The sequence below is a fragment of the candidate division WOR-3 bacterium genome, assembly GCA_011052815.1.
In the GTDB taxonomy this organism is placed as follows: domain Bacteria; phylum Hydrothermota; class Tepidihabitantia; order SM23-42; family SM23-42; genus DRIG01.
In genome coordinates this window covers 15,719-31,918 of record DRIG01000072.1, presented here as the reverse complement: position 1 = coordinate 31,918, position 16,200 = coordinate 15,719, and the positions used below count along the sequence as shown (strand labels likewise).

Annotated in this window: 13 protein-coding genes; all 13 read right to left on the bottom strand. The window is 42.8% G+C overall.

The features are described from left to right. Window position 1: 1 nt before the first annotated feature. The 13 genes from ENI34_06775 to ENI34_06715 all read right to left on the bottom strand — a co-directional run bounded on the left by ENI34_06775 (window position 2) and on the right by ENI34_06715 (window position 16,200). A complete protein-coding gene (locus ENI34_06775) occupies window positions 2-1,144 on the bottom strand; it encodes an acyl-CoA dehydrogenase (GenBank protein HEC78831.1) in 1,143 nt (380 codons plus the stop codon). Window positions 1,145-1,299: 155 nt separating this feature from the next. Further along, window positions 1,300-2,436: an acyl-CoA dehydrogenase gene (locus tag ENI34_06770; GenBank protein HEC78830.1), complete on the bottom strand. Its 1,137-nt coding sequence runs from the start codon at window positions 2,434-2,436 to the stop codon at window positions 1,300-1,302. Beyond that, window positions 2,433-3,542: a hypothetical protein gene (locus ENI34_06765; GenBank protein ID HEC78829.1), complete on the bottom strand. Its 1,110-nt coding sequence runs from the start codon at window positions 3,540-3,542 to the stop codon at window positions 2,433-2,435. The genes ENI34_06770 and ENI34_06765 overlap by 4 nt, the downstream gene beginning before the upstream one ends. Before the next feature lie 302 nt (window positions 3,543-3,844). After that, window positions 3,845-5,233, bottom strand: coding sequence for a hypothetical protein (locus ENI34_06760; GenBank protein ID HEC78828.1), 1,389 nt, complete (start codon window positions 5,231-5,233; stop codon window positions 3,845-3,847). 42 nt (window positions 5,234-5,275) lie between these two features. Then, on the bottom strand, window positions 5,276-6,604 hold the full coding sequence (locus ENI34_06755; GenBank protein ID HEC78827.1) for an exopolysaccharide biosynthesis polyprenyl glycosylphosphotransferase: 1,329 nt from the start codon (window positions 6,602-6,604) through the stop codon (window positions 5,276-5,278). Between the two features lie 48 nt (window positions 6,605-6,652). Next, complete coding sequence (locus tag ENI34_06750) at window positions 6,653-7,972, bottom strand: exopolysaccharide biosynthesis polyprenyl glycosylphosphotransferase (protein HEC78826.1); 1,320 nt, start codon at window positions 7,970-7,972, stop codon at window positions 6,653-6,655. A gap of 6 nt (window positions 7,973-7,978) precedes the next feature. Continuing rightward, window positions 7,979-9,145 carry a DegT/DnrJ/EryC1/StrS family aminotransferase gene (locus ENI34_06745; protein ID HEC78825.1) on the bottom strand — a complete coding sequence of 389 codons (1,167 nt, stop codon included), beginning with the start codon at window positions 9,143-9,145 and terminating at the stop codon, window positions 7,979-7,981. Between the two features lie 82 nt (window positions 9,146-9,227). Beyond that, window positions 9,228-10,235 carry a Gfo/Idh/MocA family oxidoreductase gene (locus tag ENI34_06740; protein HEC78824.1) on the bottom strand — a complete coding sequence of 336 codons (1,008 nt, stop codon included), beginning with the start codon at window positions 10,233-10,235 and terminating at the stop codon, window positions 9,228-9,230. 47 nt (window positions 10,236-10,282) lie between these two features. Beyond that, entirely contained in the window at window positions 10,283-11,374 is a 1,092-nt protein-coding gene (locus ENI34_06735) for a glycosyltransferase (protein HEC78823.1), read from the bottom strand. Beyond that, a complete protein-coding gene (locus ENI34_06730; GenBank protein ID HEC78822.1) occupies window positions 11,374-12,369 on the bottom strand; it encodes a radical SAM protein in 996 nt (331 codons plus the stop codon). Before ENI34_06730 ends, ENI34_06735 begins: the two co-directional genes overlap by 1 nt. Before the next feature lie 144 nt (window positions 12,370-12,513). Beyond that, a complete protein-coding gene (locus tag ENI34_06725) occupies window positions 12,514-13,761 on the bottom strand; it encodes a glycosyltransferase family 1 protein (GenBank protein HEC78821.1) in 1,248 nt (415 codons plus the stop codon). Next, complete coding sequence (locus tag ENI34_06720; protein HEC78820.1) at window positions 13,758-14,819, bottom strand: hypothetical protein; 1,062 nt, start codon at window positions 14,817-14,819, stop codon at window positions 13,758-13,760. The genes ENI34_06725 and ENI34_06720 overlap by 4 nt, the downstream gene beginning before the upstream one ends. 307 nt (window positions 14,820-15,126) lie before the next feature. Continuing rightward, a complete protein-coding gene (locus tag ENI34_06715; protein ID HEC78819.1) occupies window positions 15,127-16,200 on the bottom strand; it encodes a glycosyltransferase in 1,074 nt (357 codons plus the stop codon).

Sequence of the window (16,200 nt, the reverse complement as noted above, 5' to 3'; positions counted from 1 at the left end):
TTTATCTCACCAGATCCCGAGCAATGACAATCTTCTGGATTTCTGATGTTCCTTCATAGAGTTCAAGGATTTTGGCGTCGCGATACATCCTTTCCACAGGATAATCCTTTGTATACCCATAGCCGCCGTGGATCTGAACCGCTTTACGTGTAACATCAACGGCCATGGTAGCCGCATAATATTTCGACATCGCCGACTCTTTGGAAAATCTCGGCAGCCCTTTATCCTTGCAATACCCTGCATAATACACCAACAGCCGTGCCGCCTGAATCTGGGTAGCCATCTCCGCAAGCATCGACTGAATCATCTCAAAATTACATATCGGCTGTCCGAATGCCTGCCGCTCTTTGGAATACTTTATCGCTTCCTCAAATGCACCCTGAGCGATTCCCACTGCCTGAGCACCGATGTCGATACGTGATACATCCAGGGTATTCATACAGATCTTAAAACCATCACCCTCTTTACCGAGAAGATTCTCTTTCGGCACTTTAACATCTTCAAAGATCAATTCGCAATTCGCGGTCGCCCTTATCCCCATCAGGTCTTCATGCTTTCCAAGTGTAAAACCGGGCATATCCCGTTCAAGGATAAAGGCACTGATTCCTTTGTGCTTCATCTCTTTGTTTGTATATGCAAATACCACAAAGATACCCGCTTCACCGCCGTTGGTAATGAAACGTTTGGTGCCGTTCAGTATATAGTGGTCGCCTTCCAGGCGGGCGAAACTTTCCATCCCGGCGACATTTGAACCGGCGTTCGGTTCGGTAATTCCCATTGCTCCCAACTTTTCTCCGCTGCACAGCAGGGGAAGATATTTTTTCTTCTGTTCCTCGGTTCCGAACTGAAGAATCGGATATGAAACCAGGGAATTGTTCACCGCGACAATCACGCCGGTACTTGCACAAACCCGTGAAATCTCTTCAATCGCGATCGCCAGAGATACAAAATCAAATCCTGCACCACCGTATTCTTCAGGAACAATGATACCGAGAAGCCCCAGTTCAGCCATCTTCTTGATATTCTTCCAGGGAAATTCACCTGATTTATCAATTTCAGGAGCTACAGGAGCCAATTCCGCTTCAGCAAACTTCTTTACCTGATCCTGCAGCATCTTCTGATCATTGGTTAAATCAAAGTTCATCTTACCTCCTTGATTTTAAACTTTTTTTTAAATTCTCAATACTCTTCCTTACATAACACTCACTATTCTCTGCTCTTTTCGGCGGACAGAGTTCTGGTTTTTCTGGTCTAATTCCGAAATCCGAAATCCGAATTCCGAAATGCCTTTTACCCCTTTCACTTTCCTAAAATCTGCCTTGCGATAACGATCTTCTGAATCTCCGATGTTCCTTCTCCGATCTCCATCAGTTTTTCGTCACGCATAAATCGCTCAACAGGATAATCCTTGGTCAATCCCATCATCCCGTGAATGGTGATCGCCGTACTGGTCGCCCGCATACCGATATGCGAAGCATAATATTTTCCCATCGCCGCTTCTTTGGTGTAAGGTAACCCGCGGTCTTTGAGCATCGCCGCTTTGTAAATAAGCAGCCGCGCCGCTTCTATCTCGGTCGCGATTTGAGCGATCATATCCTGAACCGCCTGCATTTTGTAAAGCGGTTTTCCGTTCTTTGTATGTTTCCTGACAAAATCCGTTGAAGCGTCAAGCGCTCCCTGGGCGATTCCAAGGGCAAGCGCCCCGATGGAAATTCTGCCGCCGTCAAGGGTCTGCATAAAAACCTTAAAACCCTCACCCTCTTTACCGAGAAGATTCTCACGAGGTATCTTACAGTCTTCAAAAATAAGTTCAGAGGTAATTGAACCGCGTAAACCGAGTTTGTCCTCTTCTTTGCCCGCTGAAAAACCAGGGGTGCCCTTTTCCACGATAAAAGCAGAGATTCCGGCATATCCCATTGCAGGATCCTTTGTCGCGGTGAAAACGATGATATCCGCAACCCCACCGGAAGTGATAAACCGTTTTGTTCCATTGACAACATAATGATCGCCCACCAGTTTCGCCGTGGTCTGGGTCCCTGCGGCATCGCTTCCTGCATTCGGCTCAGTAAGGCCGAACGAACCGATTTTTTCACCGCGCGCCAAGGGAATAAGATATTTCTGTTTCTGCTCTTCAGAACCGGCAACAAACAGAGGATAAACCCCGAGTGAAGAATGGGCGGCGAGAAAGATCCCGGTTGAACCGCAGATACGGCCGATCTCCTCGACCGCAAGTGCATAAGAAAGTACATCAAGCCCTGCACCGCCGTATTCTTCAGGCACGTAAAGGGCAAGAAGTTTTAACTCCGCCATTCGCTTAACCAGGTCCCAGGGGAATTGATCTTTCATATCAAGCTCTTTTGCCCGGGGTGCCACTTCCTTCTCGGCGAAATCCCTCACCGACTCTCTGAATTTAATATATTTCTCGTCCAGTATCATGCTAAAATCTCCTTTACGCTCCTGGTAACCGCTTCCATAGGCAGCAGCTCCAGCACCTGTAGTGATTTGGCATCCCGAAGAAAACGCTCTACAGGATAGTCTTTTGTATATCCGTAGCCGCCGTGGATCTGGATCGAATTGGTTCCGGCGAAGACCGCGGCTTCTCCTGCGTAGAGTCTCGCAAGATAAGCCGCCATTACATAAGGTTCTCCACAATCAAATTTCTTTGCGGCTTCATACACCATCAATCTCAATGCAGTGATTCTGGTCTTCATATCGACAAGCATCTGCTGCACCATGGGGAATTCACAAATTGCGCGTTTGAATTGTTTACGCTCTTTTGAATACTTCACCGAGTTGTCATACGCCGCCTCGGCGATTCCAAGAAGCACAGCGGAAAAACCGATACTCGCAAACGCCTGCACTTCTTTGAAGAAATCCTCGACAGTTACATCGCAGCAGACGCAATCGGTCAACGACAGCTCAATCCCCGCTGTTTCAAAAGTGGTGATACCCGCCGCCCTTAAACCAAGAATATTCTGTTTATTCAACTCAACACCGTCCGTCTTGTTGAATATGCAGAGCGAAATTTTCTCCGCCGAGGAAAAAGGAAGAACAAAAATATCACCGGCTTCGCCGTTCAAAACAAAACTCCTCTTCCCTCTGATTACGACACTTTCATTCGCCTTTTTTAATTCCATCTCATTGTTTTCAGAATCGAATTGGGGCAGCGTTGAATAAGCGCCGATCTCTCCCCTGCCGAGCCTGCCGAGATAATGCTCCTTCTTTTCAAGCGGCGCGTACTTCATTAACGGGTAAGAAACCAAACAGTTGTTCGCCACGATGATCGTCCCGATCGAGGCACATACTCTGGATAACTCTTCAAGAATGATACAGAGACTCGTGGCGTCAAGACCGGCACCGCCGTATTTTTCCGGAATGGATGGATTAAAAAATCCCAGATCGAATAACTTCTTTATAAGTTCCGCCGGGAATACTCCTTCTTTATCAATCTCGGCTGATAAAGGCTCAAGTTCGTTTTGAGCGAATTTTCTTATCTCATTCTCGATAAGTTTCTGCTCGTTGTTGAAATTGATTAATGCCATAAACCTCCTTTGCCAGTGATTTAGTTATTAAATTATGAATTACAGAGAAGTGAAAAATACAACAGAATAATCAACCAATCCGGGCAGGCTACCGCCGTTGTCAGCTACATTGAAACAACCAAGACCAGCTGACCATTGTGATTGGTTAGATAGATATTCAGCAAGCCATTAATTATAGCCATTTTTCACGTGGTTGTCAATAATTATCAATGAAAATTTTATATATGAATCAACAAAATCAAGTCATTATATATAAAGATATATCTCTATTATATTAAAGTTTTGGTTTAACCAAATAGACATCACCAATAGAGCAAGGTAAAACAGCAACCGCCGACAAAGGAGTTCTCCACCCTTCCGCGTTCGTGGCGGAAATTCTTTGCGTGGAAATAACCGACCCGGACATCCGCACTGCAGTATTTATTAAAATAGAAACGAATTCCCGTTTCAATGGTAGAATTCTTTTGCACTATACCCGACAAAAAATTATTCTTCGGAAAGAAAATGCCTTCCTGTCGCGGACATTCCGGAATAGGCCATAATGCCTCGATTTCTGTCTCTCCTTTTCTCAAATAAGAAAGCCGGGTGTAGATGTCAAACGCCGGTTTCATATGGTAAATGAACTTGGTGTACAGTTCATCGTAATCAGGACCGAACGGTGCACCGATGGGCGTCCCCAGGTATTGATAACGCTGAAAAGGAATAAAATGGCAATATGTATATCTTGAAACCGCGGTGTATTCAGTCATCCAGAAGGTTCTTCGTATTGCAAAAGGGTCTGCTACTTCAAAGCCGATATTAAACCCTATATGATTGGGTTCACCGTTGGGATCAGGCTCAAGTTGAAAATCATCGAGCAACAGTGAAGCATAAACACCTAAATTATTAAAAAACAGCTTCGTATCGAATTCCAGGAAGAAATTGACGTCTTTATTCCAGTTATATTGGTATGCCTGAATAAAAACGACAGGATTGAAATGGTAGATCTCTAAGGAATAGTTTTCACCACCGAAGACCGCTCCTTCGGACAATCCCAAATTTAACCAGTCACCTACTGTGAGATCAAGCCGTTTCAAAGTAAGGTAGCGCTCAGCATTTATATATCGGGTGATGGTATCTCCGATGAATTCCAGGGGTTTATCATATAAATCATTCAGACGGCTCAAAAAGAAAGACAATCTTACCTTCTCCATTCTCAATGAATAGTGCAGCCAATCCATCGGCGCCGAGCAGCCGGAGAGCAGGAGATTATAACGTGGTGAAGGGCCCACAGAAAAACGTTCCCTGCCGATGAACAAAGAAAGCCCGCCGGTTCTATAACTCAAATAACCCCGTTCGTAATCGGCTGAGAAGAGTTCCATAAAAACCCGATAGGGCGGCAGGCTGTCTTCGCCGAACTTGACCACCGGTTGAACAAGAAGGGAAACCCTTGAGTAATCATAAGAGAGGCAGGGATAAACACGCAGCACAGAGACGGTATCGTATTTATAGTCCGCAGCAAAGACCGGTATCCGCAATCTTTTTGTCAGAGAATCATCAGCGGGCAGTTTTATCTCTTTTGTATCATAGGGCCGTATCCCGACAAACTCGACTGCAGCTGCTCCGCGTACCTGGAGTTCTTCCAGTATTTCGTTCTGCCGGAGGGTATGCGGCAGATAGACGGCAAAGAGTGTCAGAAGAATAATGTTCATCTCTTCTCCAAAAACAGAAGATCAACTGAACCGACATCCATCCTAATACGCCCCTTTCCCCAGGACGACCGCCGGGATGGTTTGAAAAAGGAGTTTGATATCAAGGGATAAAGAACGGTTGATCACATATATCAGATCGAGAAAGATGGAGCGGTCAGAAGGGATTTCACCGCGACCGTAGATCTGCCATAAACCGGTAAGTCCCTGGTTCACGCTTAAACGGTCCCTGTGCCATTCTTTATAATACTTCACCTCATGGGGACGGTGGGGTCTCGGGCCGATCAAGCTCATCTCACCCTTTAAAATATTTATAAACTGCGGCCATTCATCGATTGAGGTCTTTCTTAAAATCTTCCCTATCGGAGTGATATATTCGCTGTCGAGTATCTCCATTTTGGAAACCCGCGAATTCCGGTAATGATTAAACTCCGCCTCGAGTACGGTCTCCGGTTTTTCATGCTCATACATTGACCTGAATTTATAGAAAGTAAATGTCTTACCTCCTTTCCCGCATCTTTTCTGTTTATAGATGACCGGGCCACGTGAATCCAGCTTGATTGCGATACTGATCAAAAGGAAAAAGGGAGCGAGGATAAAAAGGCAGAACAACGCGCCGAAGAAATCGATGCATCTTTTTATCCGTTCCCTCCAGAACTGGTTTTCTTTCTGATGAAAGGTATACACAGGGGCGCCGTTGAAAGAACACCATTCCCATTTCAAATCGAGCTCTTTAAAGAGAAGTGAGGCGACGTGGACCACCATACCGTGTCTGGTATTCTCTTTTATTTCGTTGTAGAGTCTTTCGAACGTTTCCGCTTCGCTGTAAAGAAAGATCTCCTGTTGTGTGTTGTGCTCAGTATCGGTTTCTTCGCGGCATACGAGTTTCAAACCCGTCACACCGTTGTTTTTGAAAAACCTCTCCAGAGGTTTGAACAATTCAGGTGCACCGATATACTTACAACAAAGAATTCTTCCGGTGTATTTGAAATAATACTCCAGAATTTTCTTCGCGCATATTATTCTTATGAAAAAGAAAAGAATCAAAGCGAAGATATAAAAGAAAGTGATGAAAATACGACTCTCGATCAAAAAATAATATTTTGTCAGAAATCCGACAACCACATAGAGCAGAAGAGTAACCAACCATGCCTTCATAAACTTGAAGAAAATACGCGGACGCTGAGTGTAGAGCAGATGATTATACAGATCGTAGAAATAGAAGACAATCGGGATCATAATCAACAAAAAGAATAAAGTCATCCATTGATTATGGGCGGTGTCCACCAATCCATGAAAACGCAACAGCATGGCGAAGATGTAGGCAGCGCAGATGGTTATGAGGTCGATTAAATATAAAATCAATTTATGCATCGCTATCAACCGTTATGATTAGAAAAGTTGTTTTCTTGAATCGAATAATCAATACGCCCCTTTCCCCAGAATGACGACCGGGATGGTCCTCAATATCATCTTCAAATCCAGACTCAGAGAACGGTTGATCACATATATCAGATCAAGAAAGATGGATAAATCACAGGGCATGGTTCCCCGACCATAGACCTGCCACAAACCGGTCAATCCCGGCTTCACCAGAAGTCTATCCCGATGCCAATCTTTGTAATATTTCACCTCATACAGAAGAGGCGGCCGGGGACCGACAAGGCTCATATCACTCTTCAAGATATTTATAAACTGTGGAAGTTCATCCAGAGACGTCCGCCTGAGAATGGAGCCGACAAAGGTTATCTCTTTTTTGTCTATCAGTTTCTCCTTATTGACCTCCTGTTCAAGATATCTCCTGCAGATAAGTTCTCTGTCTCTCTCTTTATCCCGGGAATCGATCATCGAACGGAATTTATACATCACGAATTCCTTCCCGTCCACACCGCATCTTTTTTGTGTATAGATGATCGGACCCCTGGAATCGAGTTTGATCGCCAGTGCGATGATTATAAACAACGGTGCCAGAATAATGATTGAAATCAAAGCTCCGATAATGTCGAGACACCTTCTGCAGGAATTCCGGACCACACCGTTGTTTTTCAGTCGGAAAGTGTATATCGGGATTCCTTCAAAATATCCCCATTCCCAATTCAGATTCAAAGTATTAAAAAGTTTTGACGCCACGTGCAGCGGTTTTCCGGCTACTATAAATTTCTTCACTTCTCTATATAGTTTTTCGAAATCCGTCGCTTCACTGTATAAAAAATATTCTCTCGGCTCACCATCCTCGGCCTTATCACCAGGGTTGTTATGTAAGCGGAAACCGAGGAGAGAATTTTCTTTGAAAAACCCTTTTATCGAATCCAAATACTTTGAAGAACCGATGAACCGACAGGGAATCTTCCGTGTATCTTTCCGGTAGCGGATGCCGAGCAATCTCGGGACTATCAACAGTTTGAAGATCAGCAGGAAGATCAAAAGAAAAAGATGATATAATATAATCGAAGCACGGCTGTCGAACAAAAAACTGTATTTTGTGAAGAATGCCGTTATCAAATAGACCAGGAAGACTGATAGCCACAATTTTATAATTTTGAAAAAAAGTTTCACCTTCAATACATAGACATAACGTTCGTACAGATTATTGAAGTATGACAATAAAATAGTTGTGCCCAGAAGAAAAGCAAGAGTCGAATGTTGATGTTGAACGACCTCGACGAACCCGCCGAATCTGAACGATAAAGCGAGAATGAATGATAATAGAATTACGATGATATCAGTTAATAAAAATATCAATTTAAGTTAACTCTTTCGATTACGCCAATCCTTGACTTTCCTGCACACATATTCAATCTCTTCCTGTGTCAATTCGGGAAACATTGGAAGCGATAGAACCCCTGAAGCGCAATTCTCCGCTGTCGGGAAATCACCCTTCTTGTATCCAAGATGTTCATAGGCACTCTGGAGATAAACCGGAATCGGGTAATGAATCGACGAACCCACTCCATGATCCCTCAGATATCCCTGCAGTCCCTCACGATCATCCGTGTGTATGACATACTGATGATAAATATGGTTTCTATCCGATAGCTCGGAAGGCAGCTGAACATCCGGAACTTCTTTAAGCAGTACACTATAGAGCCCTGCCTTCGTACGCCTCGCTTCATTCCATTCATCAAGATACTTCAATTTCACATTGAGAACCGCCGCCTGAAAACCGTCCATCTTGAAATTCCATCCCTCAATAATATGCTGGTACCTCGCCTTCTGCCCGTGGTCGATGATCATCCGTACTTGTCCGGCGAGTTTATCGTCGTTCGTCACAACCGCTCCGCCCTGACCGAACGCCCCCAGATTTTTACTCGGATAAAAAGAAAAACAACCGAGATCGCCGATCGAACCGGCTTTCCTGTTCTTATAGGAAGCGCCGTGTGCCTGAGCGGCATCCTCCAGTACGCAGAGATTATATTTGCGGGCGATTTTCATAATCGGTTCCATATCACACATCTGGCCGTAAAGATGCACCGGTATAATGGCTCTGATCAACACATTATTCTTCTTATCGATCAATACTTTACGCACTCCATCCCAGGAGCAGGAATCTTCAATATATCGATTAAGCGCCGTGGTCGACATATTGTATGACTCTCTGTCGATATCGACGAACAAAGGCCGTGCGCCGGTCATCCTTATCGCCTCAACCGTCGCGATGAATGTAAAGGGAACCGTAACAACTCCGTCACCCTTTCCGATATCCAGCGCTTTCAATGCAGCATATAAGGCACTCGTACCGTTTGAAACACAGACGGCGTATTTCAAACCACAGTAGCGGGCGAAATTCTCTTCGAACCTCTGAACCATCTTTCCCGAAACAAAAGCACAGGAATCGATCGTCTGCTGGATGGCGTCGTCGATCTCTTCCTTTATATTCTCATACTGCCTCTTCAAATCCATGAACGGAACTTCCATCCCTTCTCCTTTCAAGAATCCGTCATCACTCTTGCAAAAAATAATTCATGAAAACTGCACCTCCCACTGATTCTGAAATTTTTCATCCACGCAGTTCTATTAGCTTCCCTTTACCTCTGATGGACTCCTCAGCCGCTTCCAGAATCTTAACGATATTCAATCCCGCAACACCGTCGCTTAAGGGATCCGCTTTTTTCTCAATCGCCCGGATGAACTCATCAACGACCCTTGCCAGTGGTTCTGTTGTATCATACTTCGGCGAAGAAACACCACCGGAGCGGTACTGAATAAGTGTTTCTGAAGCACCGTCTTTCGCCGTCGTCTCTATCCCCTTATCATAAATTCTTATTTTTTCCACAGGTTCACCGTCATCAAGTAAAATCATCTTTTTCGTACCGCCGATTATAACTCTTCGGACCTTTATCGGAGCCAGCCAGCTCACATGAATATGCGCGATACAGTGATTATCAAAAAAGAGGGTTAAATAAGCGATATCCTCAAGTTCAGTGTAATGGCTCTGGCCCACTGCCGCCACTGCCCTTGGTTTCTCTTTGAGAAGATAATCCATGATCGAAAGATCATGGGGTGCCAGGTCCCACAATACATTCACGTCTTTCTGGAAGAGACCGAGATTTATTCGAACCGCATCAAAATACATGATCTCACCGACCTCACCGACGTCGATAAGCTCTTTTATCTTTCGCACCGCTCCGTTATAGACGAAAATATGATCCACCATGAGAACAAGGGATTTCTTTCGCGCCAGTTCTACAAGCATCTGTGCTTCAGCCGTATTCGAAGTCAGCGGTTTTTCGACAAATACGTTTTTATTGTACTCCAGAGCCTGTCTGGCAAGTGGGAAATGGGTCGCCACCGGGGTAGCCAGGACCACCCCGCTGATATTTTCGTTCCTGAGTATCTCATTATAACTGTCTACACACTCCACTCCCGGGTATCTTTCACAAATCTTCTTTGTCTGGTCTTTATTGACGTCAAAGCAATAAAGTTTATCAACCGCCGAATGATTAAAAAAATTCCGCACCAGATTCGGCCCCCAATAACCAACGCCGACAACCGCAACATTCATAATTTCTCTTTAATCGATATTATAATAAGTTTTTCGGGAATGTCAACAAATCATTCCTCCAATAGAGTTTGATAGAGTTCTTCAGTTTGATCCACGACCCGGTCCCAATCATATTCATTCTCCACCCTCTTCCTCGCCTTTGCTCCAAGCTCCCGGCATAAAGAAGGATTCTGCAACGCAAGATCGATCTTAGCCGCCAGGTCGTCAACATCTTTGTTCCTGAAGGCTATACCTGCATCACGGGCGGCTTCGACGTTCTCCGGAATGTCTGAATATATAACGCACCTCTTATACGACATCGCCTCGAGAAGCGTCAACGCCAATCCCTCGACTTCAGAAGGCATAACAAAACAGTAGGCATTGGCATACAATTGAGCCAATTCTTTGCCGTAACGATAACCCAGGAAGAGCACCCGTTTGTCGGCTTTACGCCTCAGCCTTTCGTAATAACTGTCAGTATAAGAACTGCCGCCGGCGAACACCAATTTTTTGTCGGTCTTCATCCTTTTAAACGCCTCGATCAATATCTCACATCCCTTGGTAGGAACGATCCTTCCCACAAAGAGAAAATATTCACCCTTGGAAAGTCCGAATTTCCCGAGCTCTGCACTTCCCTGCTCTTTAGGAATCTCGACACCATTGGGGATATACACGACCTCGCAATCATATTTCTCTTCATAATATTTTTTCAAGGTCTGTGATACGACTATCTTCTTATGGGGGGAAACGATGAAGACCCGCTCCGCCATCCGTGAAAATTTCTTGGCGATCGGTCCCCACTTCTCCCGACGATACGCCCGATCATGTGAAGTAACGACCACCTTTGTTTTCAACCGCGGAATAAAAGAGATCAACGCCGGGTCAACACCATGGATGTGGATTATATCAACCTTCTTATCAAGAAGATCAAACAGGGACAAGAAGGTGTGGGAAATCATTTCGGTATGTTTCTGTTTTATGGCGGGCAGAGAAACGACCCGCATATTTCTATAAATTCCGCTGAAACAATTATAATGGCGGCGGCTGTATACGATTACCGAATGGCCTCTCTCGGCAAGCCGCCAGCCCAATTCCTCGACATGTCTTTCGATACCTCCGAATTTCGCCGGTACACCTTTCTGTCCCACAAAAACAATCTTCATCACTCAAGAACGATCCCTTTTCCCAATAAAAGCCGGAGACGATTTTTCATCACCCAATAAAACGGAACCCAGAACTTCTTACGCATCGCCGGCACCGAAGTACCGATCATCCAGCAGTTCTTCTGACAATCACGGACAAATCCGCGGACTTTTTCCGCCTGTTCAGAATACCATATCTCTTCGAAACTCTGCGTCCTCAAATCCCCCATCACCCAGGGCTCATCAGAACCATTACAGGCAAGCACCCTGCCCCAGGGGTCGACAAAGAAACTGTCGGTTCCGGCTCCACAAGGGATAGGCCTCGCTTTACCCTCCATATATCCGAGTAATCCCATATTAATGTATGCCCGGAACCAATCCTTAACCCGCATCCTCAGGTTCTTTCTCTTTGAAGTCAAAAGCCGCTTTATGAATCTATTCATCACCTCAGCGACATATTCAATCTGTTCGATACGGTTGTCGAATTTATGGAAATAAAAGGAATTATGCATCGTGGACTGCGAAAACTCGACATCGAGCCCTGCAGTCAACTCGTAGAGCATCAGGAGTTCAGAAATATTATTATGCGAAATGACGATAGCAAAGCCGATATCTTTCACGCCCAGATTTTTCAATTCAAGCAGCGTCCTTAAGGCGTGGTCAAAACCATTCTTTATACCTCTCAACATATCATTCTTTTCCGGCAAACCCTCAACACTGATTCTGATCGTGATATCAGGAAACTTCCTTGCGATGTCGATAATCTTGTCGGTAAAATATCCATTGGTGCTTATCTCGAGCCTGCCTGTTTTCTTACGGAGAATTTCGACGATCTTCAGTAAGTCCTGTCTTAAAAGAGGTTCACCTCCGGTGATATTAAGACGTTTCATCCCGCCGGGTATCTTTTCCAAAATTTTCGGATCAAACTCTTCAGAAGGTTTACTCGGTGACTTCCAGGAATTACACATCTGGCAACGGGCATTGCACCGGTATGTGGTAATGACTGCACACTCCATATCAGCCCTTGTTTTTCATGAAGTTACTGCATTCAGTCAGGATGGAAACGGTTGTGTAGAAGATAGAACCTCCGTTGATGATCATAACATTCATTGCTTTTTCTTAATTTTTATTATAATAAATTTCCCCGGAATGTCAATAAATCAAAGTGTTTTGTGTCTTTCAAGAGCCTTTTTATAAATTTTGATTAACTGTTTGTAATGTAAGTGCGGGTTATACTTTTCCAAAACCAATTCCCGCGCCCTCATTCCCATCTCTCTTCTCTCTTCAGGATGGTCAAGCAGCCATTTAATCTTCTCGGCCAGATCATGGGCATTGCCCGGTTCAAAAAGCAAACCGGTCTCGCGATGTTTGACCAACTCAGGAATGCCTCCTATTTGTGAACCTAAAACTGGCTTCGCCTCTGCAAATGCCTCAAGGATAGTATACGGAAAGTTTTCATAACATTCAGATGGTAGAGTAACAAAGATTGCGTCTCGAATGAGTTTCAAAAGGGTTTCTCGATTCTGATGGCCAGTAAACTCTATCCTTGACCACCGATTTTCGTCAACTTCCTCTTCAAGCTTTTGCCTCAATGGGCCATCACCAGCAATCAGTAACCTTGTTCCTTTCACCAATGAAAAAGCTCGGATTAAAGTCTTCAGTCCTTTCTCATACGAAAGACGACCTCCATAAAGAATATATGTCTCTTCTCCATCTTGTTCTGTTTCGTTATTTTTATTTATATTAATAAAATTAGGAATATGCATAATCTTATCTACCGGAAAACCGTATTGAATAAATTTATCACGCATAAACCTGCTGGGAGTAATAAAATAATCAACTATTTTCAAAAGACCCAACAGCCTGTGAATATACTCTTCAAACATAACAATAAAGCTTGCGGCGAAAGAATTTTTTCGGCATTTATTTATCACGACATTATAGAATTTATTTCCTTTACAGGCTTCACAAACTCTGTTTTTTGAATAAAAACTGCTGTTAGGGCATAATAGAAAATAATCATGAAGCGTCCATACAATGGGGATATTTTTCTTTTTTAAGACATGAAAGATCGAAGGCGTAATATGGCCGTGAATGTTCTGGATGTGGGCGATATCCACGCGGTGATTGTCGAGCAGCCCACTCAACTTTTTCTTCGCGAGGTTCGAATAGATCGTCCTTTTCAGAACTCGCACGCCCGCGCCGAAACTTTTCTTTTTCAGTTCTTCGGCAAGGTCGATTTCTGGAACAAAATATCCGGAATATTCGCTTGTAAAATTGAAGGGGTGTTCCATTGCGAAATGCACAACTTTATGTCTCTTACTCCCGAGTAAATTGGCAAGTTCAAAGGTATATACGCAATCACCACCACGGTTGTAATGAAAGGTATTGACTAAGAGAATATTCATACCGGAACATTCTTAGGGGAATTTGTTTTATAAACAAAACTGGAATATAGATATGCAATAAGCACATAGAAGATAAAATTGGGTGAATCGTGACGCCACACGAGGTCATAAATAGGTCCTAAAATTGTATAGAAAAACCACATTCCGATCAAGGCTGCAGATAGAATGTGATTTTTATCACTAAGTGCCGTTTTATTAACAAAAATAATTTTTCTGAAAATGTTTATCAGCATCCAAAGGTAAATTACGAGCCCTACAACACCTGTTTCGCCGAGTGTTACAGAAAGTTGGTTCAAATATGGTACAACATCAAAAATCTTTCCAGGATTGCCGAGAAAATTTCCGGCCAGAAGGCTTCCTGGTCCAGCACCAAAGAGAATCATTTTCCAGTCACGCCGTAAATACCCCCAGATATATGCACTGCCAAATATTCTGGAAGAAGTAGCATCAACTTCTTCAGTGTGAAAAAATATTGTCGGATTTTTAAATATTTGGGTAACCTTCTCAAAATAAACAGCCAGCATATCGCTGCTTTCTCTATGGACATAGCCCCAAACATGAATTGCATAGTAAAGAATCACCACTGACAACAGAGGTAAAACTACCGCCAATAAACGACCCTTAGCTTTTTTTTGTCGTAAAGAAAAATAGATTGTTATTATAACAACAATCGGGGAAGCCAAAAGAAAGGCTTTAATTTCACCTAATAGGGCAAGAATAAACAAAAAGCCAATAAAAATTAAGTGCATTATCTTAAATCCCTTCACAACACCATTGGCAACAGATAAACAGAGTGTATACATCGCATAAATCCCAAGATCAAATTGTCCCCAGGGCCCTAATGACCAGGAAATATGATCACCGTAAACACCACCTAATAGATATCGTAAGGTACATTCAGGTATTTGTAAGATAATAAGGAGCAGAAACAATAGGATAAATTTTCCAATTACTTTCTCTTTCAAATCCATATTCACAAGAGCGATAAACAAGAGTGGATATCTGGTATAAAGAATTATACTTCCAAATGAAGGAAGAATATCGGCTCCATTTATCATGGTCGAATATAATGAAATACCAAGATATAATGTCAGTGGAACTATAATATTAGTCAGTTTAATTGTACTGCCCTTAATTGCCATCTTTAAAAATTGGACTGCGATAATGACTGGGATTAATAACACTGTAAGCCACCGAAGAAGAACGTAGTGTTCTAATACCCCACCGGGGACAGTCTGACGAGGGATATACCATAACACAGGCAAGAGAATTAGGGGTAGCCAATCCCATTGTTTAATAAGAATAATCAGAAAACACAAACACGCTGTTGATATAACAGATATTAACAATATGTTGTCAAACATCTCAACATCCCATCAAAATTTTTTTTACAAACTCCAGTATTTTTAACGCCATTGTATTTTCATTAAATTTTCTTATAATTATTTTACGTGCCTCTTTGGCTAAATTTTCTGCAAACTCATTATTATCCAGCAAAAATCTCAACTTTAGCTGCATGTCTTTCACACTGTAAGGTTCCACCAACAAGGCATTTTTACCATCAATAATGTAATCTATAACTCCGGGAGTTTTAGTTACTATTACTGGCTTCGCCATACTCATTGACTGCAACAAACTCATTTGACCATTTGAATAATTGTAATAAGGCAAAGGGATAACGATCAATTTAGCATCAGCCATCATCTGCCTCAGATGCCCTGTAGGAACTCTTCTTATTAACTCCACGCCTTCTGGAATTTTCTTTATACCAAAATTTGCAGCTTTATCAACACCAACAATCTTTAATTTAAGATCTCTGAGGTCTAAATTACGCCATGCGTCGATAAGAGTTTTATAATCTCTTTTTAAACACCCGAATGAGAGAATATAATTTTTCACGCTATAGCTTGTCGGTGAAAAGTAATCATAATCGGCGCCGAAGGGGACAAATTGTGTCCTATTTATTAAAAAAGGAAAATGACGTCGATAATAATTATTTTGAACTCTTGCATGATAGATTATCCCAGACACAGAAGAGAGCGCGAATTTAATAGGCAGAATTTCCACAATATTATCTCTTGCACCATTAAAACAACCAGCATCAATAATAATATGCGGAGGAAGTTTCTTGCCAAAGAGAGTCCTCAAAAAAGCAAACAAAACAGCACTTTGGGCATTATGCGATATGATACAATCATACTTTTGTGTTCTTAAAAACGCCCGCAATGCCTGCCATATATAAAATTTTAATACCTTTTTTTCAAAATAGTGAAGAAATGGGATACGTGAATAATCCAGTATATCTACCTTAATGTTGTTAGGCCAATATTTAAAAAACCAATATTTTTGCCCTTTAACAATTTTATCTGGTGGTTGAATACTATCGTCATCTTCGAGTAAATAATTAATCGCCCAATTAACCAATAGAAGAATCCTCAT

What these genes read in the sequence shown, in the direction of transcription:
- ENI34_06775 (HEC78831.1), bottom strand. Translation starts at nt 1,144, where the DNA reads ATGAACTTTGATTTAACCAATGATCAGAAGATGCTGCAGGATCAGGTA.
- ENI34_06770 (HEC78830.1), bottom strand. Translation starts at nt 2,436, where the DNA reads ATGATACTGGACGAGAAATATATTAAATTCAGAGAGTCGGTGAGGGAT.
- ENI34_06765 (HEC78829.1), bottom strand. Translation starts at nt 3,542, where the DNA reads ATGGCATTAATCAATTTCAACAACGAGCAGAAACTTATCGAGAATGAG.
- ENI34_06760 (HEC78828.1), bottom strand. Translation starts at nt 5,233, where the DNA reads ATGAACATTATTCTTCTGACACTCTTTGCCGTCTATCTGCCGCATACC.
- ENI34_06755 (HEC78827.1), bottom strand. Translation starts at nt 6,604, where the DNA reads ATGCATAAATTGATTTTATATTTAATCGACCTCATAACCATCTGCGCT.
- ENI34_06745 (HEC78825.1), bottom strand. Translation starts at nt 9,145, where the DNA reads ATGGAAGTTCCGTTCATGGATTTGAAGAGGCAGTATGAGAATATAAAG.
- ENI34_06735 (HEC78823.1), bottom strand. Translation starts at nt 11,374, where the DNA reads ATGAAGATTGTTTTTGTGGGACAGAAAGGTGTACCGGCGAAATTCGGA.
- ENI34_06730 (HEC78822.1), bottom strand. Translation starts at nt 12,369, where the DNA reads ATGGAGTGTGCAGTCATTACCACATACCGGTGCAATGCCCGTTGCCAG.
- ENI34_06725 (HEC78821.1), bottom strand. Translation starts at nt 13,761, where the DNA reads ATGAATATTCTCTTAGTCAATACCTTTCATTACAACCGTGGTGGTGAT.
- ENI34_06720 (HEC78820.1), bottom strand. Translation starts at nt 14,819, where the DNA reads ATGATAAATGGAGCCGATATTCTTCCTTCATTTGGAAGTATAATTCTT.
- ENI34_06715 (HEC78819.1), bottom strand. Translation starts at nt 16,200, where the DNA reads ATGAGGATTCTTCTATTGGTTAATTGGGCGATTAATTATTTACTCGAA.